The organism is Microbacterium sp. CFBP9034 (assembly GCF_034045255.1).
GTDB lineage: Bacteria > Actinomycetota > Actinomycetes > Actinomycetales > Microbacteriaceae > Microbacterium.
This window is the reverse complement of the sequence record NZ_JAXCWC010000001.1, coordinates 2,335,870-2,359,272: the sequence shown is the minus strand read 5'-3', so window position 1 is coordinate 2,359,272 and position 23,403 is coordinate 2,335,870. Positions and strand designations below refer to the sequence as shown.

Annotated in this window: 24 protein-coding genes; 20 read left to right on the top strand and 4 right to left on the bottom strand. The window is 70.4% G+C overall.

Annotated features, from left to right (window positions below; all coding sequences use genetic code 11):
• Nucleotides 1-44: 44 nt before the first annotated feature.
• Both SOM19_RS10935 and SOM19_RS10930 read left to right on the top strand, forming a co-directional pair.
• On the top strand, nt 45-1,148 hold the full coding sequence (locus SOM19_RS10935; RefSeq protein ID WP_320486543.1) for a UDP-N-acetylglucosamine--N-acetylmuramyl-(pentapeptide) pyrophosphoryl-undecaprenol N-acetylglucosamine transferase: 1,104 nt from the start codon (nt 45-47) through the stop codon (nt 1,146-1,148).
• Between the two features lie 67 nt (nt 1,149-1,215).
• On the top strand, nt 1,216-1,698 hold the full coding sequence (locus SOM19_RS10930) for a hypothetical protein (protein ID WP_320486542.1): 483 nt from the start codon (nt 1,216-1,218) through the stop codon (nt 1,696-1,698).
• Nucleotides 1,699-1,713: 15 nt separating this feature from the next.
• Here SOM19_RS10930 and SOM19_RS10925 read toward each other — a convergent pair whose 3' ends face one another.
• Complete coding sequence (locus tag SOM19_RS10925) at nt 1,714-2,085, bottom strand: GntR family transcriptional regulator (protein ID WP_320486541.1); 372 nt, start codon at nt 2,083-2,085, stop codon at nt 1,714-1,716.
• Nucleotides 2,082-3,005 (bottom strand): hypothetical protein, encoded by a 924-nt coding sequence (locus tag SOM19_RS10920; protein ID WP_320486540.1) that lies wholly within the window; start codon nt 3,003-3,005, stop codon nt 2,082-2,084. Before SOM19_RS10920 ends, SOM19_RS10925 begins: the two co-directional genes overlap by 4 nt.
• A gap of 244 nt (nt 3,006-3,249) precedes the next feature.
• Here SOM19_RS10920 and murC point away from each other — a divergent pair, with 244 nt between their 5' ends.
• The 10 genes from murC to SOM19_RS10870 all read left to right on the top strand — a co-directional run bounded on the left by murC (nt 3,250) and on the right by SOM19_RS10870 (nt 11,411).
• The gene (gene murC / locus SOM19_RS10915; protein ID WP_320486539.1) at nt 3,250-4,683 is read left to right on the top strand and encodes a UDP-N-acetylmuramate--L-alanine ligase; all 1,434 of its coding nucleotides are present in this window, start codon (nt 3,250-3,252) and stop codon (nt 4,681-4,683) included.
• Nucleotides 4,684-4,689: 6 nt separating this feature from the next.
• Nucleotides 4,690-5,697 (top strand): FtsQ-type POTRA domain-containing protein, encoded by a 1,008-nt coding sequence (locus SOM19_RS10910; protein WP_320486538.1) that lies wholly within the window; start codon nt 4,690-4,692, stop codon nt 5,695-5,697.
• A gap of 165 nt (nt 5,698-5,862) precedes the next feature.
• Nucleotides 5,863-7,005 (top strand): cell division protein FtsZ, encoded by a 1,143-nt coding sequence (gene ftsZ, locus SOM19_RS10905; RefSeq protein WP_320486537.1) that lies wholly within the window; start codon nt 5,863-5,865, stop codon nt 7,003-7,005.
• A 31-nt stretch (nt 7,006-7,036) separates the two neighbouring features.
• Entirely contained in the window at nt 7,037-7,744 is a 708-nt protein-coding gene (locus SOM19_RS10900) for a YggS family pyridoxal phosphate-dependent enzyme (protein WP_320486536.1), read from the top strand.
• Between the two features lie 32 nt (nt 7,745-7,776).
• On the top strand, nt 7,777-8,238 hold the full coding sequence (locus SOM19_RS10895) for a cell division protein SepF (RefSeq protein ID WP_320486714.1): 462 nt from the start codon (nt 7,777-7,779) through the stop codon (nt 8,236-8,238).
• 9 nt (nt 8,239-8,247) lie between these two features.
• A complete protein-coding gene (locus SOM19_RS10890) occupies nt 8,248-8,547 on the top strand; it encodes a YggT family protein (RefSeq protein ID WP_320486535.1) in 300 nt (99 codons plus the stop codon).
• 134 nt (nt 8,548-8,681) lie between these two features.
• Entirely contained in the window at nt 8,682-9,266 is a 585-nt protein-coding gene (locus SOM19_RS10885; RefSeq protein ID WP_320486534.1) for a DivIVA domain-containing protein, read from the top strand.
• Between the two features lie 10 nt (nt 9,267-9,276).
• A complete protein-coding gene (gene lspA / locus SOM19_RS10880; protein WP_320486533.1) occupies nt 9,277-9,876 on the top strand; it encodes a signal peptidase II in 600 nt (199 codons plus the stop codon).
• A gap of 1 nt (nt 9,877) precedes the next feature.
• Complete coding sequence (locus SOM19_RS10875) at nt 9,878-10,798, top strand: RluA family pseudouridine synthase (protein ID WP_320486532.1); 921 nt, start codon at nt 9,878-9,880, stop codon at nt 10,796-10,798.
• A gap of 91 nt (nt 10,799-10,889) precedes the next feature.
• A complete protein-coding gene (locus tag SOM19_RS10870; RefSeq protein WP_320486713.1) occupies nt 10,890-11,411 on the top strand; it encodes a GNAT family N-acetyltransferase in 522 nt (173 codons plus the stop codon).
• Nucleotides 11,412-11,417: 6 nt separating this feature from the next.
• On the opposite strand, the gene SOM19_RS10865 is transcribed toward SOM19_RS10870, so the two are convergent.
• A complete protein-coding gene (locus tag SOM19_RS10865; protein ID WP_320486531.1) occupies nt 11,418-11,900 on the bottom strand; it encodes an NUDIX hydrolase in 483 nt (160 codons plus the stop codon).
• A 67-nt stretch (nt 11,901-11,967) separates the two neighbouring features.
• Between SOM19_RS10865 and SOM19_RS10860 the strand changes: the two genes are divergently transcribed.
• From SOM19_RS10860 to SOM19_RS10830, 7 genes are all read left to right on the top strand, one after another.
• On the top strand, nt 11,968-12,573 hold the full coding sequence (locus tag SOM19_RS10860; protein ID WP_320486530.1) for an RNA polymerase sigma factor: 606 nt from the start codon (nt 11,968-11,970) through the stop codon (nt 12,571-12,573).
• Nucleotides 12,548-13,627, top strand: a complete 1,080-nt coding sequence (locus SOM19_RS10855) for a hypothetical protein (RefSeq protein WP_320486529.1) — start codon at nt 12,548-12,550, stop codon at nt 13,625-13,627. Before SOM19_RS10860 ends, SOM19_RS10855 begins: the two co-directional genes overlap by 26 nt.
• Nucleotides 13,628-13,876: 249 nt before the next feature.
• Nucleotides 13,877-17,347: a DNA polymerase III subunit alpha gene (gene dnaE / locus SOM19_RS10850; protein WP_414683650.1), complete on the top strand. Its 3,471-nt coding sequence runs from the start codon at nt 13,877-13,879 to the stop codon at nt 17,345-17,347.
• 75 nt (nt 17,348-17,422) lie between these two features.
• The gene (locus tag SOM19_RS10845; RefSeq protein WP_320486527.1) at nt 17,423-18,409 is read left to right on the top strand and encodes a hypothetical protein; all 987 of its coding nucleotides are present in this window, start codon (nt 17,423-17,425) and stop codon (nt 18,407-18,409) included.
• A 29-nt stretch (nt 18,410-18,438) separates the two neighbouring features.
• Nucleotides 18,439-19,740 carry a histidinol dehydrogenase gene (hisD, locus tag SOM19_RS10840; RefSeq protein ID WP_320486526.1) on the top strand — a complete coding sequence of 434 codons (1,302 nt, stop codon included), beginning with the start codon at nt 18,439-18,441 and terminating at the stop codon, nt 19,738-19,740.
• Nucleotides 19,741-19,772: 32 nt separating this feature from the next.
• Nucleotides 19,773-20,264 carry a transcriptional regulator NrdR gene (gene nrdR / locus SOM19_RS10835; RefSeq protein WP_320486525.1) on the top strand — a complete coding sequence of 164 codons (492 nt, stop codon included), beginning with the start codon at nt 19,773-19,775 and terminating at the stop codon, nt 20,262-20,264.
• Between the two features lie 44 nt (nt 20,265-20,308).
• Nucleotides 20,309-21,331, top strand: a complete 1,023-nt coding sequence (locus SOM19_RS10830) for a quinone-dependent dihydroorotate dehydrogenase (protein ID WP_320486524.1) — start codon at nt 20,309-20,311, stop codon at nt 21,329-21,331.
• Nucleotides 21,332-21,349: 18 nt separating this feature from the next.
• Here the strand turns inward: SOM19_RS10830 and SOM19_RS10825 are convergent, their stop codons facing one another.
• Nucleotides 21,350-21,949: a DUF3043 domain-containing protein gene (locus tag SOM19_RS10825; RefSeq protein WP_320486523.1), complete on the bottom strand. Its 600-nt coding sequence runs from the start codon at nt 21,947-21,949 to the stop codon at nt 21,350-21,352.
• Nucleotides 21,950-21,998: 49 nt separating this feature from the next.
• Here SOM19_RS10825 and SOM19_RS10820 point away from each other — a divergent pair, with 49 nt between their 5' ends.
• On the top strand, nt 21,999-23,399 hold the full coding sequence (locus SOM19_RS10820; RefSeq protein WP_320486522.1) for a dipeptidase: 1,401 nt from the start codon (nt 21,999-22,001) through the stop codon (nt 23,397-23,399).
• Nucleotides 23,400-23,403: the final 4 nt, after the last annotated feature.

Below are 23,403 nucleotides of genomic sequence, written 5' to 3'. Positions count from 1 at the left end.
GCTGCACAGCGAGCGCTGCGCGGCCCGGCGGATAGGCTCGGTGGGTGACGACGTACCTCCTCGCCGGCGGCGGCACCGCCGGACACGTCAACCCGCTGCTGGCGGTTGCCGACGCGCTGCGTGAACGTGAACCGGATGCCGAGCTCCTGGTGCTCGGCACCCGCGAGGGGCTCGAGGCTCGCCTGGTGCCGGAGCGCGGCTACGCGCTGCTGTTCGTGGACAAGGTCCCGTTCCCCCGGCGTCCGAACCGCGCGGCCGCCGCGTTCCCGGTGCAGTTTCCGCGCGCCGTGGCGCAGGTGCGTGCCCACATCGCCGCCCGGGGCGTCGATGTCGTGATCGGCTTCGGCGGCTACGCGTCCGCCCCGGCATACGTCGCGGCACGGCGCGAACGTGTGCCGTTCGTCGTCCACGAGGCGAACGCCCGGCCGGGCATGGCCAATGTGCTCGGCGCCCGCACCGCCGCCCGGGTCGGCGTCGCCTTCGAGGGCACGCCGCTGAAGCGCTCCCGCGTCGTCGGGATGCCGCTGCGCCGCGAGATCGTCGACCTCGACCGTGCTGCCGTGCGCACCGAGGCGGCGGCCGCCTTCGGGCTCGACCCGGCTCGTCCGGTCCTGCTCGTGTTCGGCGGCTCGCTCGGCGCGCAGCGACTCAACCACGCGTTCGGCGAAGGCCACGACGGCGCATGGCGCGATGTGCTCGAGGCCGGCTGGCAGCTGCTGCACGTCACGGGTGAGAGATCCGACCTCGCCGATCCCGGGGCGCCCGGCTATGCGGTGCGGCGGTACGTCGACCGTATGGACCTCGCCTTCGCCCTCGCCGATCTGATCGTGTCCCGGGCCGGCGCGGCCACGGTGAGCGAGATCAGCGCGCTCGGCATCCCGGCCGTGTACGTCCCCTACGCGGTGGGCAACGGCGAACAGGCGCTCAACGCCTCGTCCGCGGTGCGCGCCGGAGCGGCGATCCTCATCGCGGACGGTGAGTTCACCGGCGAGCGTGTGCGGTCCGAGATCCGTCCACTCCTGGCCGACGAGACCCGCCGGACGGCGATGACGGATGCTGCGGCATCCGTCGGCACCCGCACCGGGACCGAGAACGTGGTCGCGATGATCGACGAGGCGCTCGGCCGCGCCGGCACGCCGCGGGCCTGAGACGATCGGCCGGCGGGCGACACTCCATCGGTGAGGCCCTCTGCCCGCTGACGTCCCGGGAGGCATCATGCCGACGCTGCTCCGCACCGCCTCGCTCGTGGCGGGCGGTCTGCCTCTCGCCGCGGTGCTCCTGTCGGGCTGCGCGACGGGCGGCGGCGCCCCGGGCGGTTACGGCCAGGCACCGGCTGCCGACGAGACGCCGGGAGCGCCCGGCCCCGGCGTCGGCCCGAACCCTCCTGAGGCCTTCACGACCCGCCCCGAGCTGCCGTCGTGCGGCCACATCGAGCTGAACCAGGGCGACGACCTGCCGCAGGAGGCGATCGACTGCCTGGCGGATGCCGGTGCCCCGGGGGCCGAGCTCGTCGTCACCGCGCCGACGGTCGAGGGCGACCCGGTCATCACCTACTACCGGGCACTCCCCGGCGGCGGGATCGAGGTCTTCACCGACATGACGCAGGACGCATACGGCGGCGGCTGGTGGCACTCGTCCTGCCCGGAGGCGACGGGCATCGACGACCTCGCGACGTGCACCGACATCCCCGTGGACTGAGGCGAGCGGCTCGGATCAGGCCGTGGGGGCCGGGTCGTTCCGCAGCGCCGCCGCGACCAGGGCCAGCGCCTCATCGGCGTCGAGACGCAGGGTGCGGATCTGCTCGGCGAACACCAGGGCGGCGCGCTGTGCCTGCTGCCGGGCGGCATCGCCGTGGGTCGAGACGAACGTGCCGTTGCGGCCGCGCGTCTCGATGATGCCGGATGCCTCGAGCTCGCGGTAGGCACGAGCGACCGTGCCCGGTGCCAGGCCGAGGTCCTCGGCCAGGCGTCGCACGGTGGGCAGCCGCGATCCGGCCGAGACCTCTCCCGACGCGACGGCGTCGACGAGCTGAGCGCGCAGCTGCTCGAACGGCGGGACGGGGGAGGCGGGGTCGACGACGATCATGCGGCGACCGGGACGGGGGGCTGGCGGAGGAACGCCGGGTAGAGGCGGTGGGAAAGACGACCCTGTTGCAGCGTGTACACGAGCTGGAGGACAGGGACGCCCCACCAGGGGAACGCTCCGAGCGTCGCCTCCCACCCCGTGGACGCGAACGGAAGACCTGCCCGGAGGAGGATCGAGAGCGCGAGCCCGAACGGCAGCCACGCGGCCATCGCGGTTCCCATCCGGAGGGTGGACAGGGCATCGCTGCGGAAGAGGTCGTCCCATGCGAGCTCGAGAGTGTCGGTGGCGGGCTGGGGCTGCGCGAGAACCCGGCTCTCTGCGGCCCGCCCGACCAGCGCCGCTGCGACGCCGAGCAGCACGGCGGCTCCCAGCCAGACGAGCAGAGTCGGCTGAACGGCTCCGAGACCGACGGCGACAACCACGCCTGCGAGGAGGAGGCCCGTGCCCCCGAGGACCGCTGCCGGGATCCGCGCGCGCCAGCGACCGATGTAGTCGGCGGTGGTCAGGGTCTGAGCTCGCGCGACGCGGGGCGCTGTCGGGGCGGGGGAGAAGAGGCGCTCCCGCGTGTTGACGACGGCAGCCGAGACCGTCATGACTCCGAGGAGGACGGCGAGGGCGACGAACCAGAGGAAGAACGGGCTCGCTCCGAGCGGCGTCAGGACGAACATCGACGCCACGACGGCCAGAGCGGCCAGGAGGCCCCACATGTTGGCGCGAGTCAGGGCGCGAGTACGGGCCCTGATGCTGCGTTCCGTGGTCGCCGCGCCGAGGGGAAGGCGGGCGCGCAGCGACATCTGAGCGACCCGGCCCGCTCCCCAGTCGGCGGGACGCGTGACGACGAGGAAGACGATCGGCACCAGCATGAACACCGCCAGAAGAAGGCCGTTGAAGATCTCCATCGGCATGTAGAAGGGCTCCATGCCTCCTTTGTATTCGGTCTGTACCAATGTGTCAACACAGACGGGGCGTCTCCACCAGCGGCCCGGCCCGGCGCGGTCCGGATTCAGGAGACGCGCCGTCAGCACGTCACCGGCCCGGCACTACCGCGGCGTGTCTCCTGAATCCAGTACGGCACGGGCCGGCGATGGGGGCCGGCCGAGGTCCGCGCCGCGGCCAGCGCGCCGGGACCTCGGGGGACCGTCCCCAACTTAGGATTGACGGGTCATGATCAGACCCGACCTCACGCTGCCCATCCCCGAGAACATCGAGGCCGCCCACTTCATCGGAATCGGCGGCTCCGGGATGTCGGGCATTGCCCGCATGTACCTGGAGCGCGGCATCCGCGTGTCCGGTTCGGACCGCGCCGACAGCCCCGGACTCCGCACGCTCGCCGACCTCGGCGCGACCGTCTACGTCGGCCATGACGCCGCGAACCTTGCCGACGACGTCGACACCGTGGTGCACACCGGCGCGATCTGGCCCGAGAACCCCGAGTTCGTGCTCGCCAAGGAGCGCGGACTGCACGTGATCCACCGCTCGCAGGCGCTGCACTGGCTTATCGGCGGCCGCCGGCTGGTCTCGGTCGCGGGCGCCCACGGCAAGACGACCTCGACCGGCATGATCGTGACGGCGCTGCGCGCGCTCGACGCCGATCCGACGTTCGTCAACGGCGGCGTCATCGCCCAGCTGGGCGTGTCGAGCGGCAGCGGCTCGGACGACCTCGTCGTGATCGAGGCCGACGAGTCCGACGGCACGTTCCTGCTCTACGACACGTCCGTCGCGCTCATCACCAACGTCGACCCCGACCACCTGGATCACTGGGGATCGCGTGAGGCGTTCTACGAGGCGTTCGCCCGATTCGCGAACGAGGCCCGTGAGGCCGTGGTGATCTCGTCGGATGACGCCGGCGCCCGCCTGGTCACGCAGCAGCTGACGCATCCGCACGTGGTCACGTTCGGCGAGGCGGAGGACGCGACGGTGCGCGTCGCCGACATCGTCACAGACGGTCCCGTCGCGTTCTCGGTCACGCACCAGGGTGCGACGGTCGCCGCGCGGCTTCCCGTGCCCGGCGCCCACAATGCCGTCAATGCCGCCGGCGCGATCGCGGTGCTCATCACTCTCGGCTTCGCCCTCGAGCCGGCCGTCCGAGCGGTCGAGGAGTTCGCCGGGACCGTGCGCCGCTTCGAGCTGCACGGCACCGAGCGGGGAGTGAGCGTGTACGACGACTACGCGCACCACCCGACCGAGGTCGCGGCGGCGCTGTCCGCCGCCCGGACGGTGGTCGGCGAGGGCCGCATCATCGCGATCCAGCAGCCGCACACCTACTCCCGCACGCAGGAGATGTATCGCGAGTTCGCCGAGGTGCTCGAGCGATACGCCGACCACACGGTGATGCTCGACGTCTACGGTGCCCGCGAGGACCCGGTGCCCGGCGTCACGGGCGAGCTGGTCAGCGACGCCTTCGCGGATCCGTCGCACGTCCACTACGTCGCCGACTGGCAGGCTGCCGCGGACTACACCGCGACGGTCGCGCGCGACGGCGACTACGTCATCACGCTCGGCTGCGGCAACGTCAACCTGATCATCCCGCAGGTGCTCGACGCGCTCGAGCGCACCACGTCCGACGGCGACGAGCGCCGCCCGGGCTCGGGGGAGTAGAGCCGGATGCGCCGGCCGTCCCCGCTGCCGTCGCCGCCCGCGCGCGGCCCCGAGCGGTCGCCTGCGCCGGACAAGAAGCCGGCTTCCGAGCCTTCGGCGGCCGAGAGCGGCACGGTCGGGCAGTCAGGCCCCCTCGATGCCTCGGGTGCGGTCGGCGCCACCGCACCGATCATCCCCCTCTCGGCGCCGACGCCCCTGCCGCTCCCGGCCGGCGTGGGAGAGCCTGACGCGATATCCACGGCCGACGAGCCGGTCGGTCTCCGCGAGGTGTGGCAGGCGGCACGCGCGCGGCGCAAGGCCCTTCGCGCCGAGGTGCGCCGTTTCACCGTGCGCCAGCGACGCCGGCGTGCGCTCTGGCTCGGAGCGGCGGCATCCGTTGTCGTCCTCGCCCTGGCGACGCTGGGGGCGGCGTACAGCCCGCTCTTCGCCGTCCAGACGATCACGGTCATCGGCGCCGCTCAGCTCGACGAGGCGGTTGTGGAGGCCGCGCTGGCCGACCAGCTGGGCACCCCCATGCCCCTCGTCGACGAGAGCGCCGTGAAGGCCGCGCTCATCACGTTCCCGCTCGTCGAGTCGTACACGCTCGAGGCGCGACCGCCGCACGAGCTCGTGGTGCGGCTCGTGGAGCGCACCCCGATCGGCCTGATCGAGACGCGCGCGGGCTACACGCTCGTGGACGCGGCCGGAGTGGCCCTGTCGACCTCGGCTTCCCCGAGCGCGGGCGTCCCCGTCCTCGACATCCGCGGTGGCGCCGGCTCGGAGGCCTTCACCGCCGCCGGCCAGGTGATGCACTCGCTGCCCGATGCCATCCGGGCGCAGGTCACCGCCGTCACCGCCTCGACGCCGGACGATGTCACGCTCACCCTCGGCGGCACGAACACGGAGGTCGTCTGGGGGAGCGCCGAGGCCTCGGCGTACAAGGCGCTGGCCCTCGAGAAGATCATGGCGGCCCGGCCGCCGGCCGGTGTGAGCGTGTACGACGTGTCATCCCCGAGCGCGATCGTCGTCCGCTGACCTGGATCGACCTGGTTTGCGACGGGATGTCGCGACACGCCCACGGGCATCCCGGCCAGGCGCAGGGCTCCGCTTACTTTCAATTCAGGAATTGCATACCGGGCAATTCTTTATACCTCTACTAGAGGTTGAAGGTTAGACAGGTCCAGGGCTACGGAGGCCGGCATGAGCCAGAACCAGAACTACCTCGCCGTCATCAAGGTGGTCGGAGTCGGCGGGGGCGGCGTGAACGCCGTGAACCGCATGATCGATCTCGGCCTGCGCGGCGTCGAGTTCATCGCCATCAACACAGACGCCCAGGCGCTGCTGATGAGCGACGCCGACGTCAAGCTCGACGTCGGTCGCGAACTCACCCGCGGCCTCGGCGCCGGCGCGGATCCCGAAGTCGGCCGACGCGCCGCCGAGGACCATGCGGAGGAGATCGAGGAAGCCCTGCGCGGCGCCGACATGGTCTTCGTCACCGCGGGTGAAGGCGGCGGGACGGGCACGGGCGGAGCGCCCGTGGTCGCCAAGATCGCCAAGTCGATCGGCGCTCTCACCATCGGCGTCGTGACCAAGCCGTTCTCCTTCGAGGGACGCCGTCGTCAGAGCCAGGCCGAGACCGGCGTCTCCAAGCTCAAGGAAGAGGTCGACACCCTCATCGTGGTGCCGAACGACCGACTCCTCGAGATCAGCGATCGCGGCATCTCGATGATCGAGGCGTTCGCCACGGCCGACCAGGTGCTCCTCGCCGGTGTCCAGGGCATCACCGACCTGATCACCACGCCGGGCCTCATCAACCTCGACTTCGCCGATGTGAAGTCCGTCATGCAGGGCGCGGGCTCCGCGCTCATGGGCATCGGCTCCGCCCGCGGCGCCGATCGGGCGATCAAGGCGGCCGAACTCGCCGTCGAATCGCCGCTGCTCGAGGCCTCGATCGAGGGCGCGCACGGCGTGCTGCTGTCGATCCAGGGCGGATCGAACCTCGGCATCTTCGAGATCAACGACGCCGCCCAGCTGGTGAAGGAGGCCGCGCACCCCGAGGCCAACATCATCTTCGGAACGGTGATCGACGACACCCTCGGAGACGAGGTGCGGGTCACCGTGATCGCGGCCGGATTCGACGGCGGCGAGCCCCAGTCCCGCATCGAGCCCATCACCGCGGCCCGTGTCGTTCCGGCGGCGCCCGCTGTGCCGGTGCTCGCCGCGGATGAGGCCGCCAAGGGCCGCGACGCTGAGCCCGTCTCGGTGGGCGCGGCGCTGCCCGAGTCGTCGTACGACTCGGGGTTCGGCGACGACGACCTCGACATCCCCGACTTCCTCAAGTAACGCCTCGACGGGCTCAGGAGCCTCCACCGCCGTGACACAGTCCACTGAGCCCGCCGATGCGATCGCCGCCCGCCTCGCCGACGTCGACGCCCGCATCGCGGACGCCGCGCGCGCTGCCGGGCGGGATCCGGCCGCGCTCACTCGGATCGTGGTGACCAAGTTCCATCCGCCGTCGCTCGTGGAGACCCTGTACGGGCTCGGAGTGCGCGACGTCGGCGAGAACCGGCAGCAGGAGTTCAGCGCGAAGGCGGAGGAGGTCGGTCCGCTCGACGGGCTGAGATGGCACTTCATCGGGCAGGCGCAGACCAACAAGGCCCGCGCGATCCGGAGAGCGGCATCCGCCGTGCACTCGGTGGACCGCGCGCGGCTCGCCGACGCCCTGGACGCGTCGGCCGAACCCGATTCGGCCATCCTGGACGTGCTCCTGCAGGTGAACCTCACGGACGACGCCGGACGCGGTGGCATCGCGCCCAGTGAGCTCGAGCCGCTCGCCGCTCACGTCGCCGGACTGCCCACGCTGCGCGTGCGCGGCATCATGGCCGTCGCACCGCTCGAGCAGGCTGCCGCGGCCGCGTTCGAGCGGCTCTCGTCGCTCGCCGCCACCGTCCGGGCCGTCGTCCCGGACGCCGACTGGATCTCCGCCGGTATGACGGCGGATTTCACCGAAGCGATCGCAGCAGGCGCGACACACCTGCGGATCGGCTCGGCAATCACGGGCCCCCGGCCCCTGCACGGTTAACCTCGGAACAGATGAGCACTACGGAGGATGCGATGTCGAACCCGCTCAAGAAGACCATGGTGTACCTGGGCCTCGCCGACGAGGAAGAGGTCTACGAGGAGCCGGCCCCGCAGCCGCGCGGCCGCAAGACGGATGTCGTCGTGGAGAAGTCCGCGCCGGTCACGCCGCTGCACCGCCCGACGGTCGTGCGCCAGCCCGCCCCGTCGGCGATCAGCGAGATCCTCACGGTGCATCCCAAGCAGTACCGCGACGCCCAGGTCATCGCCGAGAACTTCCGCGACGGCATCCCCGTCATCATCAACCTCTCGCAGATGAGCGACGCCGACGCGCGCCGGCTGATCGACTTCGCCAGCGGCCTCTCGCTGGGCCTCTACGGCCGTATCGAGCGCGTCACGAGCAAGGTCTTCCTGCTGTCGCCCGAGAACGTCGCGGTGTCGGGTGACGGGACCGTCGCTCAGGCGGATCCGGAATCCGTTCCGTTCTCACAGCCGTAGTCTGGACTCGTGGCCGTCGTCCAACTCATCGCCTCGATCCTCAATCTCGCGCTCCTCCTGTATGTCTTCGTGTTGCTCGCGCGGCTGATCATCGATTGGATCCCCTTCTTCAACCGCGAGTGGCGCCCGAAGGGCGCCGGACTCGTGGCCGCAGAGCTCGTGTACACGGTCACCGACCCGCCGATCCAGCTCTTCCGTCGCTTCATTCCGCCGCTCCGGGTGGGCGCGATCGCGATCGATTTCGGGTTCGCGCTCACGATGCTGCTGTGCTTCATCCTGCTGAGCGTCACGCGCGCCGTCGCGAGTTGACCCGAGGACGCGGGGCATGCCGAATCCCTTCGACACTCTCAGGATGCCCCGACTATGCTTGATGGATGCGACCAGCCGTCGGCCGGTCCGCCCCCGACATCGGCCAGCGACCTGAGCTCGAAAGAGGAATCACCATGGCATTGACCCCCGATGACGTCGTCACCAAGCAGTTCCAGCACGTCCGTTTCAAGGAAGGTTTCGACCCCGATGAGGTCGATGACTTCCTCGACGAGATCGTCGTCGAGTGGCGCAAGTCCATCGCCGAGGCCGACGAGCTGAAGGCCAAGCTTGCCGCGTACGAGTCGGGTGCCTCTGCCCCGGCCCGCCCTGCCGAGCCGGTCGCCGCGGCGGCGCCTGCGCCGTCCCCCCTCACCGAAGCGCCCGCCGCCACCGGTGCAGCCAGCGCCGGAATCATCGAGCTCGCGCAGCGCCTGCACGATGAGCACGTCGCCGAGGGTCGCGCCCAGCGCGATCAGCTCATCGCCGACGCGAAGGCCCAGGCGGCCACCATCGTCTCCGAGGCCGAGTCCCGCGGCCGCGACGAGGTCGCCCGACTCGACCGCGAGCGTTCGCAGCTCGAGGGACGCATCTCCGAACTCCGCAACTTCGAGCGCGACTACCGCGCTCAGCTGCGCAGCTACATCGAAGGCCAGCTGCGCGACCTCGAGACCACGGCCACCTCCTCCGGCTCCACGCCGGTGTCGGCCATCGGTCTCTAGGCTCGCCCTTTTGCCAGGTCGACCCCCCCTTCGCAAGGCGGCGGCCGGCGCCATCATCGCGACTCTCGCGGTGCTGGTGCTGGCCGCCGACCAGTTCACGAAGCATCTCGCGCTTCAGAACCTGCCGTACGAGCAGCCGGTACCGGTGCTCGGCGACTTCCTGATCTTCTACCTCGTCCGCAATCCCGGAGCCGCGTTCTCGCTGGGCGAAGGCGTGACCTGGATCTTCACGATCGCGCTGGCGGCCGTCGCCGTCGTCATCGTGTGGCTCGCCGCCACGCGTGTGAAGTCGCGGCTGTGGGCCGTTGCGCTCGGGCTGCTCCTCGGCGGCGTGCTCGGCAACCTCACCGACCGCCTGCTGCGCGAGCCGGGGTTCGCTGTCGGCCACGTGATCGACTTCATCAACACCCCGTGGATGATGCCGGCGATCTACAACATCGCCGACATCTTCATCGTGACGATGATGATCGGCGTCGCGCTGCTCGTCCTGGTCGGCCTGCACTTCGATGGATCGCGCGAGGTCCGCCAGGAGGCAGCGAGCACTCAGGACACGGCAGCTCCGGGCGACGAAGAGGCGGATGCCGCGGCATCCGATCCTCCGAAGGTCTGACATGGAGTCGCGCAGCCTTCCGGTGCCCGACGGTCTCGATGGAACCCGTGTCGACGCCGCGCTGGCGAAGATGCTCGGATTCTCGCGGACGTTCGCCGCTGAGGTCGCCGACGCCGACGGCGTGACCATGGACGGCCGCACCCTGACGAAGTCGGACAAGCTTCGCGCCGGAGCATGGCTGGACGTGTCGTGGGCGCCCAAGGAGGAGCCGCGCGTCATCCCGGTCGACGTGCCCGACCTGTCCATCGCGTACGACGACGACGACATCGTCGTGGTCGACAAGCCGACCGGTGTCGCGGCGCATCCCTCGGTGGGATGGGAGGGTCCGACCGTGCTCGGCGCTCTCGCCGCCGGTGGGTTCCGCATCGCCACGACGGGCGCCGCAGAGCGCCAGGGGGTCGTCCACCGCCTCGACGTCGGCACCAGCGGGCTCATGGTGGTGGCCAAGACCGAGCATGCCTACACGGTCCTCAAGCGCGCCTTCAAGGAACGCGAGGTCGAGAAGATCTACCACGCGGTCGTGCAGGGGCATCCCGATCCGCTCGCCGGCACGATCGACGCGCCGATCGGCCGTCATCCTTCGCACTCGTGGAAGTTCGCCGTGACGCCCGACGGCAAGGACTCCGTCACGCACTACGAGACCCTCGAGGCGTTCCGGCGGGCGGCGCTGCTGGAGATCCACCTGGAGACCGGTCGCACCCACCAGATCCGCGTGCACATGGCCGCACACCGGCACCCGTGCGTCGGCGACCCGCTCTACGGTGGCGACCCGACGCTCGCCGCGCGGCTCGGCCTCACCCGCCAGTGGCTGCACGCCCATCAGCTGTCGTTCGCCCACCCCTCGTCGGGCGAATGGGTCACCTTCCGGTCGGACTATCCGGCCGACCTGGCGCACGCGCTCGAGGTGCTGCGGTCCGACTGATGCGCATGTCCCCGGTGGGTGCCACGCTGGTCGCGTGACGACAGGACTCGTGAAGGTCGTTCCGGCGGAGAAGTTCGCGGACGTCAAGACGATGGTCGGGCCCAAGCGGGAAGACGCGAACGTCTGCTGGTGCCTGAGCTACCGCATCCCGTCGAAGGAGAACATCGCCCTTCGCGGGGTCGGTCGAGGCGAGAAGGTGCGCGCGCTGATGAGGCAGGGTCCTCCCGGTGTGCTGGCCTACGACGGCGACGAGGTCGTCGGCTGGGCGGCGGTGCATCCGCGCGCCGACACGTCGTTCGCGACGAACCGCAGGATTCCCCACGTCGACGACCTCGACGTGTGGTCGGTGTGGTGCATCCGCGTCCGTCCCGGGCATCGCGGGAGGGGGATCGCCCACGCCCTGCTCGACGGTGCCGTGGAGTTCGCGAAGAAGGGCGGGGCTCCGGCGATCGAGGGTTACCCGGTGGACAACAAGGGAGAGAAGGTCGATCTCACGATGGCGTACGTCGGCACGCGCCGGCTCTTCGAGAAAGCCGGGTTCCGCAAGGCGGCCGACACCGACTCGGTGCTGAACGGCTTCCCGCGCGTGGTCATGCGCCTCGAGCTGCGGTGATCGGGCTCAGCTCGGCGGCCGGCCGCCTTCGAAGCGGGCGGGGTCGTCCTCGGGCAGGGCGAGTGCGATCCGGCGCACGTGATCGGGATCGAGGTCGCCCAGCTCCTCGAGGCCGCGGAAGCGCACCTCGGTGAGTTCTCCGTCGGCGGGATGGGGCTCGCCCGAGACCCACGCGCAGCGGAAGACGAGGTCGAGGTAGTCGACTTCGTCGCCGTTCGCGTAGGTCACCCGGGGGATCGTGTGCACGAGCGCCAGCCGCTCGGCGCGGACGACCACACCCGCTTCCTCCCAGCACTCGCGGACGGCGGCGTCGGCGGGCTCCTCGCCGGGGTCGACGATGCCGGAGACGCACTGCAGGCGCCCGTTGTCGGCGCGGCGGCCGATCAGGACCTTCTCGTCGCGGAAGACCACGGCAGTCACTCCGACGAGGGAGATCGGCGCCGTGCCGATTTTCTGGCGCAGCTCGAGGACGAAGTCGGGAGTCGGCATTCCCTCACCCTAGGCTCGCTCCGACATGAATCGTGAACCGTCCCGCCGGGATCGGGCAATACCTGTTGTGAGCACAGACAGCGAGATCATCCGCCGGTCCTTCGACGCCCCCTCGGCCTTCGCCGAGCTCTTCGAGCGGCATGCACGGGTGATCGGCGCTTTCGCTGCGCGGCGGGTCGGGTCGCACACGGCGGACGACGTCCTGAGCGAGACCATGCTCGTCGCCTTCCGCCGCCGGCGGGACTTCGACGTCGCGTGGGATTCGGCCAAGCCATGGCTGCTGGGCATCGCCTCGCGCGTGATCAAGAAGCATCACGCTCAGGAGGCGGCGCAATGGCGCTCGTTCGAGGCATCCGTCACCCGTGGCGAGCATCAGAGTGACGGTGCCATCGAGCAGGCGGCTTCGCGAGCGGATGCCTCGGCGGCCGTGCGCGCCCTGGCGCCGCGCATCGCGGCCCTCGCTGCGCGGGACCGCGACACGCTGCTGCTGTATGCGTGGGGCGACCTCACCTACGAGGAGGTCGCCGTCGCGCTGGGGGTGCCAGTTGGAACCGTGAGATCACGGCTCAACCGCGTCCGCCGCAAGCTCGCACCGCCGGGCTCTCACACGTCTGCCCGGCTGACCTGGATGGCGAAGGAGGAGGGCCATGGAGCTCTTGGAACGAGTGCGTGAGATCGGGGCCGATGCCGCCTCCCTGGGCGACGACGGGGTGAACGCCGCGCGCCAGGCGCTGCTCCGCGAGATCGCAAGGGAGGAGCGGGTCACCCCCGCCCGCGAGGCTCGGGTGCGGCGCTGGATCGGGGGATCGGCGCTCGTGGGCGGGATCGCGGCAGCGGCTCTGGTGGTGGGCGTCGTCGTCGTGCCCACGGCTGCGCCGACGGCCTCCGCGGCGCAGCTGGTGATGGAGAAATCGGCCGACGCGACGATCGAGGCGAGCGAGGAGGTCGTTCCCCGGGGCGGCTATACGCGCATCGACACCGCGTTCAGCTGGGCGACGACCTACGACGAGCAGATGCCGGACGGCGCCGGCTTCAACAACGCGATGCGTGCCGAGGCGGAGGCGCTCCTCATCGTCGAGGACCGGATGAGCACCTACGTGCCGGCTGATCCCGACGATGAGTGGGTGCGCGAGCGGGTGCCGTATCGCGTCGTCGAGGCACTCGGTCCGCGGGCGTCGGAAGCGCGAACCGCCTGGGAGACGGGGATGAACCCCGGAGCGGGGCTCGCCGGGGTGACGCGGTATCCGGGCGGGGTCGCCGAAGGCGGCCGCGACGGCGACACGGTGACGTACTACCTGGACAGCCGGGAGCTGTACGCGGATCTGCCCTCCGATGCCGAGAGCGTCGTCGCCTGGTTCGAAGAGCGCTACGGGGCGGAGGGGCAGCCGGATGGCATGGGCCACTTCTTCGTCGAGACGCTCGGAGACCTCAACTCGTTCAACCTGGCACCGGCGGAGGCCCGCGCCGGAATGCTGCGCGCCTTCGCATTGCTCGACGGCGTCGAGGTCGTCGCCGTCGACGGCGATCGCACCACCCTGGCCTACACGCGTGATTTCGAGGCCGGCCCGTCGCGCGTCGAGTTCGTCCTCGACACCGCGCGCGGGTACATCCCGGAGTCCACGCACTGGGGGATGGGGGAGTACGGCGCTGCGGTGGGCATCGAAGGAGCGCCCGATTGGCAGTCACGGACCGTGTCCGTCGTCTCGGTGGTGGACTCGGCGCCCTGACCGGGCCTGGGTTCGGTGCGCGTCTGTGCACCGGAACGGATGCCGCTCCCCGCGCGCCGGGGAGCGGCATCCGTCGTCTCTGCATGCCAGGGAGTGCCGCACTCTCACCTTCGAGTCGAGGGTTAAGACACCTCTCGCGTCAATCCGGCGCACCTGCGCGTGCCCGTCCGGAGCGTCGGCGGCCGTCCGTAGACTCGGTCCGTGGCATCCGACTCCTTCGTTCACCTGCACGTGCACAGCGAGTACTCGATGCTCGACGGAGCGGCCCGCGTCGGCCCGATGATCCAGGAGGCCGTGCGCCTGGAGATGCCGGCGATCGCCGTCACCGACCACGGCAACACCTTCGCCGCGTTCGAGTTCTACAAGACCGCGAAGGAAGCGGGCATCAAGCCGATCATCGGCATCGAGGCTTACGTGACGCCCGGCACCCATCGCTCCGACAAGGCCCGCGTCCGGTGGGGCACGCCCGAGCAGGGCAACGACGACGTGTCGGGCTCCGGCGCGTACACGCACATGACCCTGCTCTCGCAGTCCACCGAGGGCATGCACAACCTCTTCCGGCTGTCCTCCCTCGCGAGCATGGAGGGGTACTACTTCAAGCCCCGCATGGACCGCGAGCTGCTGCAGACCTATGCGAAGGGGCTCATCGCGACCACCGGCTGCCCTTCCGGCGAGGTGCAGACGCGCCTGCGGCTCGGCCAGTACGACGCGGCCCGCGCCGCCGCCGCCGAGTTCCAGGACATCTTCGGCAAGGAGAACTACTTCGCCGAGATCATGGACCACGGACTCTCGATCGAGCGTCGCGTGATGACCGATCTGCTGCGGATCGCCAAGGACCTCGACATCCCGCTCGTCGGCACCAACGACCTGCACTACACGCATCAGCACGACGCGAAGAGCCACGCCGCCCTGCTGTGCGTGCAGTCCGGTTCGACGCTCGACGACCCGAAGCGCTTCAAGTTCGACGGCGACGGGTACTACGTCAAGTCCGCGGCCGAGATGCGCCAGGTGTTCCGCGACAACCCCGAGGCCTGCGACAACACCCTGCTGATCGCGGAGCGGTGCGAGGTGGAGTTCAACACCAGCGCCAACTACATGCCGCGCTTCCCCGTGCCCCCCGGCGAGACCGAGGATTCCTGGTTCGTCAAAGAGGTCGAGCAGGGCCTGCACGTGCGCTACCCCGCCGGCATCCCCGACGCGGTGCGCACGCAGGCCGAGTACGAGACCGGCGTCATCCTGCAGATGGGCTTCCCGGGCTACTTCCTCGTCGTCGCCGACTTCATCAACTGGGCCAAGCGCAACGGCATCCGCGTGGGTCCGGGCCGAGGCTCGGGCGCCGGCTCCATGGCCGCCTTCGCGATGGGGATCACCGACCTCGACCCGCTGCAGCACGGACTGATCTTCGAGCGCTTCCTCAACCCCGACCGCGTCTCCATGCCCGACTTCGACGTCGACTTCGACGACCGCCGCCGCGGCGAGGTGATCCAGTACGTCACCGAGAAGTACGGCGACGAGCGGGTCGCGCAGATCGTGACGTACGGCACCATCAAGGCGAAGCAGGCCCTGAAGGATGCGGGCCGGGTCCTGGGCTTCCCGTTCAGCATGGGGGAGAAGCTCACCAAGGCGATGCCCCCGGCTGTCATGGGCAAGGACATGCCACTGGAGGGCATGTTCGACAAGGACCACCCCCGCTTCAAAGAGGCATCCGAGTTCCGTGCCCTCATCGAGACGGATGCCGAGGCGAAGACCGTCTTCGACACCGCGGTCGGCCTCGAGAACCTCAAGCGCCAGTGGGGCGTCCACGCCGCCGGCGTCATCATGTCGAGCGAGCCGCTGATCGACATCATCCCGATCATGAAGCGGGAGCAGGACGGCCAGATCGTCACGCAGTTCGACTACCCGTCGTGCGAGTCCCTCGGCCTCATCAAGATGGACTTCCTGGGGCTTCGCAACCTCACGATCATCAACGACGCCCTCGACAACATCGAGGCCAACCGCGACACCGTGCTCGTCCTCGAAGACCTCGCGCTCGACGACCCGGCGGCCTACGAGCTGCTCTCGCGCGGCGACACGCTCGGCGTGTTCCAGCTCGACGGCGGCCCGATGCGGTCGCTGCTGCGCCTCATGCGGCCCGACAACTTCGAGGACATCTCGGCCGTCATCGCGCTGTACCGCCCCGGTCCCATGGGCGCGAACTCCCACATCAACTACGCGCTGCGCAAGACCGGCCAGCAGGAGATCACTCCGATCCACCCGGAGCTCGCCGAGCCGCTCGCCGACATCCTCGACACCAGCTACGGCCTGATCATCTACCAGGAGCAGGTGATGGCGATCGCGCAGCGGGTCGCCGGCTTCACACTCGGCCAGGCCGACATCCTGCGCCGCGCGATGGGCAAGAAGAAGAAGTCCGAGCTCGACAAGCAGTACGAGGGCTTCTCCAGCGGAATGCACGCGAACGGCTTCTCCGAGGCCGCCGTCAAGATGCTGTGGGACATCCTGCTGCCCTTCTCCGACTACGCGTTCAACAAGGCGCACTCCGCGGCCTACGGCCTGATCGCCTATTGGACCGCGTACCTCAAGGCGCACTATCCGGCCGAGTACATGGCCGCGCTGCTCACGAGCGTGGGCGACGCCAAGGACAAGCTCGCGGTGTACCTGAACGAGTGCCGCCGCATGGGCATCAAGGTGCTGCCGCCCGACGTGGGGGAGTCGATCCGCTACTTCGCGGCCGTCGGCGAGGACATCCGCTTCGGCCTCGGCGCGGTGCGCAACGTGGGCGCGAACGTGGTCGACTCGATCGTGGCCTCACGGGCGGAGGCGCCGTTCGAGTCGTTCCACGACTTCCTCGGCAAGGTGCCCGTGCACGTCGCCAACAAGCGCACGGTCGAGTCGCTCATCAAGGCCGGCGCCTTCGACTCGCTCGGCGACACCCGCCGCGCGCTGATCGAGATCCACGAAGACGCCGCGGAGGCGGCGGTCGACGCCAAGCGCAAAGAGGCGACGGGGGCGATCGGCTTCGACTTCGACAGCCTCTACGACCAGGCGGAGGAGATGGTGCCGGCGAAAGTGCCGCCGCGCCCCGAGTTCACCAAGAAGGACAAGCTCGCCTTCGAGCGCGAGATGCTCGGACTCTACGTGTCGGATCATCCCCTCGCCGGGCTCGAGATCCCGCTGGCGAAGCACGCGTCGACCAGCATCCACGACCTTCTGGCGTCGGAGGACATCAACGACGGCGATCAGGTCACCGTCGCGGGCCTGGTCACGAGCGTGCAGCATCGCGTGGCGAAGGCGAGCGGCAACCCGTACGGCATGATCACCGTCGAGGACTTCAACGGCGAGGTCACCGTCATGTTCATGGGCAAGACGTACACGGAGTTCTCGTCGATGCTCGTCGCCGACTCGATCCTCGTCGTGCGCGGCCGTGTGTCGCGCCGTGACGACGGGCTCAACCTGCACGCGCAGTCCGCCTTCACACCCGATCTGGGGTCGATGGACGAGTCCGGACCCCTCACGCTGGTGGTCCCCGAACATCGCGCGACCGAGCGGCTCGTCACCGAGCTCGCGGCGGTGCTGAACCGTCACAGGGGCGGCACCGAGGTCACGCTGCGCTTGCATCGCGGCTCGGCCGCGAAGGTGTTCGAGGTGCCGATGCCGGTGCGTGTGACGGCCGACCTCTACGGGGAGCTGAAGGGTCTGCTCGGCCCGCAGTGCCTCGGGTGATCTCATCTCCGTCTCATAGGGCGTGAGTAGCATGAAGACGACGTATGCCGCCGTGCGCGGCCGGAAGGGAACATCGTGACCGACGATCAGCTGAATGAGGACTTCGACCGCGACGAGGCGCCGGTGCACACCGAAGAGCCTCCCCAGTACGGGGTCGGCCCGTTCTCGATCCGCGAGGTCGCCCTCGTCGGAGTGTGGGTCGTCGCCTTCGTCGTCTCCTTCTTCTCGATCAACGAGGGCCGGTTCGACTCGGTCTGGACGTCGAGCCTGCTGTGGGTGCTGGCGATCGCCGTGCCGACGGTCGCGGTCTTCCTGATCGTGCTGCGGCGGCTCTCGCCCGACGGCATCCGCCGTGTCGGATCGCTGGGCATCGATCAGTTCGCCTCGGTCGCCTTCTCGGTCGCTGCCGTCGTGTGGCTCCAGCTGGTGTGGGAGACCGTCTCGTTCGCGATCGAGACCGGCGCATGGTTGCGGACGTGGGTCATCTGGGTCGAGCTGGTCCTGATGCTCGCCGGCGTCGTCCTGACGGTGCTCGGGCCGCTGATCCCGCCGTTCGAGCAGGACTTCCGCGGCCGCGCCGAAGTGCCCGCCCACCGCAACGCCCGCCCCATCCGTCCCGTCTCGCCGCGTCCGGCAGCTGCGCCCCGCACGAACGAGTCCGAGACGTCCGACTTCGCTGCCTACGCTCCGCCGGCCGGTGCCGCCCCGGAGCTCAGTGACGCTCGCCGTGCGGATGCCCAGCCCGAGACCTCCACCGTCACCACGGCGTGGGAGCCCGCACACTCGCGCGACACCTTCGAGCCCGTCGAAACGCCCTCGACGACCGTCGAGCCGGTGCAGGCCGACCAGCCCGTCGACGAGGCCCCTGCCCGCCAGCAGGCCTTCTGGGCCCTCGTGCCCGAGGAGCGCGACGTCGTCGACGAGATCGGGATCCCGGTGTTCCGCATCGGCCCGAGCGCCTGGGCCCTCGTCATCGAGGATCGCGGCGAAGCGTTCGTCGTGCGCCACGAGGACGGCCGCGTCGGCTACCTGCACGACGTCAGCGGGGTCACACGCGGGTGAGCGCCGACGACGGCCGCTAGCGTAGAAGGATGCTCCGGACGATCGACCTGCGCGGGCGAGTGCTCTCACCCGCCGAACTGCTCGAGACCGTGCCACGGGCGACCGAGGCGCGGGACGAGGCCCTGGCCACCGCCGCGAGGATCGTGGCCGATGTCGCGTCGCACGGTGAGACCGCGCTGCGCGATCAGGCCGAGCGGTTCGACGGGGTGACGGGCCACGAGCTCCGCGTTCCCGCGGCGCACCTCGACGAGGCGCTCGATGCGCTCGACCCCGCCGTGCGCGCCGCGCTCGAAGAGGCGATCGCGCGGGTGCGCGAGGCATCCGCTGCCCAGGTGCCGGCGCCGACGACGACCGAACTCGGCCCCGGCGCCCGTGTCACGCAGCGCTGGCAGCCCGTCCGCCGCGTCGGCCTCTACGTTCCCGGCGGCAAGGCCGTCTACCCCTCGAGCGTCGTGATGAACGTCGTTCCCGCGCAGGTGGCGGGCGTGAGTGAGATCGCCCTGGCGTCCCCGGCGCAGCGCGAGCACGGCGGGCGTGTGCACCCCGTGATCCTCGGAGCCGCCAAGCTCCTCGGGGTCGACGAGGTCTACGCGATGGGCGGCGCCGGGGCGATCGGCGCCCTCGCGCACGGTGTGCCCGCGCTCGGGCTCGAACCGGTCGACGTCGTCACCGGGCCCGGCAACAACTTCGTCGCGGCCGCCAAGCGCGCCGTGGCGGGTCTGGTGGGGACGGATGCCGAGGCCGGCGCCACCGAGATCCTCATCGTCGCCGACGACAGCGCCGATGCGCGCCTGGTCGCGGTCGATCTCATCAGCCAGGCCGAGCACGACGAGCAGGCGTCCGCCGTGCTGGTCACCGACTCGGAGCGGCTCGCCGAGGCCGTCGCCGTCGAGATCGGCCCCCGGGCAGCGGCAACCCGCCACGCCGATCGTGTCGCGGCCGCACTGGGAGGGCCCCAGTCGGCGATCGTCCTGGTCGACGACCTGGCTGCGGCGACCGCGTTCAGCAACGCCTACGCCCCCGAGCACCTCGAGCTGCACCTCGAGGACCCCCACCCCGAGGCGTTCGTCCACGCGGGGGCCATCTTCATCGGGCCCGACTCGCCCGTGAGCCTCGGCGACTATCTCGCCGGCAGCAACCACGTGCTCCCCACCGGGGGGCAGGCGCGCTACTCGGCGGGTCTGTCGGCAGCCACCTTCCTGCGTCCGCAGCAGCTGATCGAATACGACCGCGCGGCGCTGGCGGTCGTCCGGGACGCGATCGTGACGCTCGCCGAGGCCGAGGCGCTCCCGGCGCACGGCGAGGCGGTCGTGGCGCGCTTCGAGGCGTAGGCGCCCGTCTCGGGGCGTAGTCTGTCTCTGCCATGCACTGCCCGTTCTGCCGTCACTCCGATTCCCGGGTCATCGATTCGCGTACGAGCGACGATGGCCTCAGCATCCGTCGCCGTCGTCAGTGCCCCGAGTGCGGCGGGCGCTTCACCACGATCGAGACCGCGAGCCTCAATGTGATCAAGCGGTCCGGCGTCATCGAGCCGTTCAGCCGCGAGAAGGTCATGTCGGGCGTCCGCAAGGCATGCCAGGGACGCCCCGTGACCGAGGCCGACCTCGCCGTGCTGGCCCAGACCGTCGAGGAGACCGTGCGCCAGACCGGTGCCTCGCAGCTCGACACGAACGAGATCGGACTGGCGATCCTCGGGCCCTTGCGCGAGCTCGACGAGGTCGCGTATCTGAGGTTCGCGAGCGTGTACCAGGCGTTCGACTCGCTCGAGGACTTCGAGTCCGCGATCGAGCAGCTGCGCGCCGATCACGGCCGCGCGGACGCCTGGGGGCCGGCGGCCTCCGCGTCGACCGACTGACACGTCGTCGGAGACCGGGGGAGTGACCGGATAGCCTGGAGGCGATGTATCCCCTCCTCTTCCGGACCGTCCTGTCGCGCATGGACCCCGAGACGGCCCACCACGCGGCAATGGCTGTCATCAGGGTGCTGGGCGTTCCGCCCTTCTCCTGGATCGCACGCTCGTTCACCCGCCCCGACCCCGCGCTGTCGACCTCCGCGCTCGGTCTGCGGTTCGACTCGCCGTTCGGCGTCGCGGCCGGGTTCGACAAGGACGTCAAGGGCGCGGCCGGACTCTTCGCACTCGGCTTCGGGCATGTCGAGGTCGGCACCCTGACCGCCGTCCCGCAGGAGGGGAACCCGCGGCCGCGGCTGTTCCGCCTCATCCCCGACCGCGCCGTGGTGAACCGCATGGGATTCAACAACCACGGTGCGCAGGCGGCGGCCCGCCGGCTCGAGAAGCTGCGCCGTCGGCGACGCCGCGGTGTGATCGGTGTGAACATCGGCAAGAGCCGCGTCGTGGATGTCGCCGACGCCACCGCCGACTACGTCCGGAGCGCTGCCCTGCTGTCGCCGCTCGCGGACTACCTCGTGGTGAACGTGTCCTCGCCCAACACCCCCGGTCTGCGCGGACTGCAGGCCGTGGAGACCCTTCGCCCGCTGCTCGAGGCCGTGCGCGACGCCGCCGGACGCACCCCGCTCCTGGTCAAGATCGCGCCCGACCTGCCCGACGACGAGGTGTCGGCGGTCGCCCGCCTCGCCGTCGATCTCGGACTGTCCGGTCTCATCGCGACGAACACGACGATCTCGCGCGAAGGACTCGCGACCGACCCGGCGGTCGTCGCCGCAGCCGGTGACGGCGGCCTCTCCGGCGCTCCGCTGCGGGCTCGCGCCCTCGAGGTGCTGCGGCTCGTGCGCGATGCCGTGCCGGCCGATTTCTGCGTGATCTCCGTCGGAGGCGTCGAGACCGCCGCTGATGTGCGCGAGCGACTGGATGCCGGCGCCACCCTCGTGCAGGGGTACACGGCGTTCCTGTACCGCGGCCCGCTGTGGGCGCGCCAGATCAGCCGCGGGCTCGCCGCGCGCTGACCGTTCCGCCCCAGGAGATCAGGACGGGCGCTGGCCGCGCTTGACCTGCGGCTTCGGCAGGCGCAGGAAGCGCATCTGCACGGTGCGCATGGCCGCGTACCAGCCCAGGCCCTTCTCGATCTTGTCGGCGCCGAACTTCTTCTTGACTGCGCGTTTGGTGTTGATCGACGTCAGCACCATGTCGCCGATCACGAAGAAGATGAAGATCCACAGCGCGACGAACGAGTAGAACTGCACGTCGCGCACCGGGATGAAGGTCGCGAGGATCACGACCACCATGGCGGGCATCACCGCCTCGCCGAGGTGCCAGCCGCCGTCGACGTAGTCGCGCACGAACTTGCGCTGCGCGCCCTGGTCGCGCGCCGGGAGGTAGCGCGGATCGCCGGCTGCCATGCCGACGCGGGCCTTCTCGCGCTGCGTGGCGAGGTCGGCCTTGGCGCGCGCCTTCGCCTCCTTGGTGTCGGGCACGAGCGGGCGCTTGCGGGCGGCCTCCTGCTCGGCACGGGTGGGCGTCGCGCGGCCCTTGCCGCTCGGTTCGCTGCCGACGGGAACGCCGTTGAGCACCGTTCCGTCGGAGGGGGCGTCGCTGGACGCGGGTGCTGAAGGGTTCTTGGCCACGATGATCCTCGGAAGTGCGTAGGAAGGGGGTGCACTTAAGATTACCCGCATGACGTCTGAGCTCTCCCGACAGGATGCTGTGCGCGACGCCGCGGCATCCGGCACCCCTTCCGCCCTCGCCGACCTGGGTGCGCTCGTGCGCATCCCCTCGGTCGCCTTCCCCGGGTTCGACCCTTCGCAGGTCCGCCGCAGCGCCGAGGCCGTGGCCGACCTGGTGCGGGGCCTCGACCTGTTCGACACCGTCGAGATCCGCAGCGCTGCGGTGCCCGGCACGGACGAGCAGGGGCATCCCGCCGTGCTCGCCACCCGCCCCGCGCGCAACGGACGGCCGACGATCCTGCTGTACGCGCACCACGATGTGCAGCCCGTCGGCGACGAGTCGCTGTGGGAGTCGCCGCCGTTCGAGCCCACTCTGCGCGGCGGACGTCTGTACGGCCGGGGCGCCGCCGACGACAAGGCCGGCATCATGGCCCACATCGCGGCGCTCCGGGCGCTCAAGGAGGCGGTCGGGGACGACTTCGACCTCGGGGTCGCACTCTTCTTCGAGGGGGAGGAGGAGGCCGGCTCCCGGTCGTTCGCCCCGTTCCTCGCCGACAACGCCGACGCGCTGCGCGCCGATGTGATCGTCGTCGCCGACTCCGGCAACTGGGACGACAAGACCCCGGCGCTGACCGTGTCGCTGCGCGGGAACACCCGCTTCACCCTGCGCGTGAAGACGCTGGACCACGCCTCCCACTCGGGCATGTTCGGCGGCGCCGTGCCCGACGCCATGATGGCGACCGTCACGCTCCTCTCGACGCTGTGGGACGAGGACGGCGCCGTGGCGGTCGAAGGGCTGACCGAGCGGGATGCCGAGACCCCGGCGTACAGCGAGGAGACCCTGCGCGACGAGGCCGGGCTGCCCGACGGCGTCTCGCCGATCGGACGCGGCACGATCCTCAGCCGGATCTGGAACAAGCCGTCCATCACCGTGACGGGCATCGACGCGCCCAGTGTGGTCAACGCCTCGAACACCCTGATCCCCGAGGTCGCCGTCGTGCTCAGCTGCCGGATCGCCCCCGGCCAGAGTGCTCGCGACGCCTACGCCGCGATCGAGGCGCACCTGAAGGCGAACGCGCCGTTCGGCGCGCAGCTCGAGTTCCGCGATCAGGACTACGGCGACGCGTTCCTCGTCGACACGTCGGGGTGGGCGGTCGAGGCCGCGCGCGAGGCACTTCAGGAGGGCTACGGCGTCGAATCCGTCGACATCGGAGTGGGGGGATCCATCCCGTTCATCGCCGATCTCGTCCGGGAGTTCCCCGGCGCGCAGATCCTCGTGACGGGCGTCGAGGACCCGCACGCCCGCGCGCACAGCCCCAACGAGTCACTGCACCTGGCCACGTTCCGCAACGCGGTGCTGTCCGAGGCGCTCCTGCTCGAGAAGCTCGACCGGCGCGAGGCTCAGGCCTAGACAC

Coding starts and splice junctions, on each gene's coding strand:
- SOM19_RS10930 (WP_320486542.1), top strand. CDS start 1,216: ATGCCGACGCTGCTCCGCACCGCCTCGCTCGTGGCGGGCGGTCTGCCT.
- SOM19_RS10925 (WP_320486541.1), bottom strand. CDS start 2,085: ATGATCGTCGTCGACCCCGCCTCCCCCGTCCCGCCGTTCGAGCAGCTG.
- SOM19_RS10920 (WP_320486540.1), bottom strand. CDS start 3,005: ATGGAGCCCTTCTACATGCCGATGGAGATCTTCAACGGCCTTCTTCTG.
- murC (WP_320486539.1), top strand. CDS start 3,250: ATGATCAGACCCGACCTCACGCTGCCCATCCCCGAGAACATCGAGGCC.
- SOM19_RS10910 (WP_320486538.1), top strand. CDS start 4,690: ATGCGCCGGCCGTCCCCGCTGCCGTCGCCGCCCGCGCGCGGCCCCGAG.
- ftsZ (WP_320486537.1), top strand. CDS start 5,863: ATGAGCCAGAACCAGAACTACCTCGCCGTCATCAAGGTGGTCGGAGTC.
- SOM19_RS10895 (WP_320486714.1), top strand. CDS start 7,777: ATGTCGAACCCGCTCAAGAAGACCATGGTGTACCTGGGCCTCGCCGAC.
- SOM19_RS10885 (WP_320486534.1), top strand. CDS start 8,682: ATGGCATTGACCCCCGATGACGTCGTCACCAAGCAGTTCCAGCACGTC.
- SOM19_RS10875 (WP_320486532.1), top strand. CDS start 9,878: ATGGAGTCGCGCAGCCTTCCGGTGCCCGACGGTCTCGATGGAACCCGT.
- SOM19_RS10870 (WP_320486713.1), top strand. CDS start 10,890: ATGGTCGGGCCCAAGCGGGAAGACGCGAACGTCTGCTGGTGCCTGAGC.
- SOM19_RS10865 (WP_320486531.1), bottom strand. CDS start 11,900: ATGCCGACTCCCGACTTCGTCCTCGAGCTGCGCCAGAAAATCGGCACG.
- SOM19_RS10855 (WP_320486529.1), top strand. CDS start 12,548: ATGGAGCTCTTGGAACGAGTGCGTGAGATCGGGGCCGATGCCGCCTCC.
- dnaE (WP_414683650.1), top strand. CDS start 13,877: ATGCTCGACGGAGCGGCCCGCGTCGGCCCGATGATCCAGGAGGCCGTG.
- hisD (WP_320486526.1), top strand. CDS start 18,439: ATGCTCCGGACGATCGACCTGCGCGGGCGAGTGCTCTCACCCGCCGAA.
- nrdR (WP_320486525.1), top strand. CDS start 19,773: ATGCACTGCCCGTTCTGCCGTCACTCCGATTCCCGGGTCATCGATTCG.
- SOM19_RS10830 (WP_320486524.1), top strand. CDS start 20,309: ATGTATCCCCTCCTCTTCCGGACCGTCCTGTCGCGCATGGACCCCGAG.
- SOM19_RS10820 (WP_320486522.1), top strand. CDS start 21,999: ATGACGTCTGAGCTCTCCCGACAGGATGCTGTGCGCGACGCCGCGGCA.